This window comes from Streptomyces bobili (assembly GCF_002154575.1).
Classification (GTDB): Bacteria; Actinomycetota; Actinomycetes; order Streptomycetales; family Streptomycetaceae; genus Streptomyces; species Streptomyces bobili.
Genome location: NZ_MUBA01000719.1, coordinates 1 through 587 on the forward strand (window position 1 = coordinate 1; position 587 = coordinate 587).

Here is a 587-nt window from a genome sequence, read left to right on the forward strand (position 1 = left end):
GGTTTCGGTCAGCGCGCTGCGACCAAGCGCGCGATCGTGACCCTCGCTGAGGGCGACCGTATCGACATCTTCGGCGGTCCGACCGCGTAAGCGGGTCGGATCGTCCGATATCGGACGAGGACTGAGAAATGGGAATCCGCAAGTACAAGCCGACTACGCCGGGCCGTCGTGGCTCCAGCGTCGCCGACTTCGTCGAGGTCACGCGGTCCACGCCGGAGAAGTCGCTGGTCCGCCCGCTGCACAGCAAGGGCGGCCGTAACAACGCCGGTCGTGTGACCGTTCGCCACCAGGGTGGCGGACACAAGCGCGCCTACCGAGTGATCGACTTCCGTCGTCACGACAAGGACGGCGTGCCGGCGAAGGTCGCGCACATCGAGTACGACCCCAACCGCACCGCGCGCATCGCGCTGCTGCACTACGTGGACGGCGAGAAGCGCTACATCCTCGCCCCGCGCAACCTGCAGCAGGGTGACCGCGTCGAGAACGGTCCCGGGGCCGACATCAAGCCGGGCAACAACCTGGCGCTCCGCAACATCCCGGTCGGTACCACGATCCACGCGATCGAGATCCGTCCCGGTGGCGGCGCC

At 67.6% G+C, this 587-nt stretch carries 1 protein-coding gene and 1 pseudogene; both read left to right on the plus strand.

Annotated elements, in window-relative coordinates; translation table 11 throughout:
• Nucleotides 1-90, plus strand: a pseudogene (locus BZL64_RS36700) (50S ribosomal protein L23); the annotation flags it as partial.
• A gap of 38 nt (nt 91-128) precedes the next feature.
• Nucleotides 129-587, plus strand: a 459-nt coding sequence (gene rplB, locus BZL64_RS36705) for a 50S ribosomal protein L2 (protein WP_244205767.1), incomplete at its 3' end; no start/stop codon positions are given.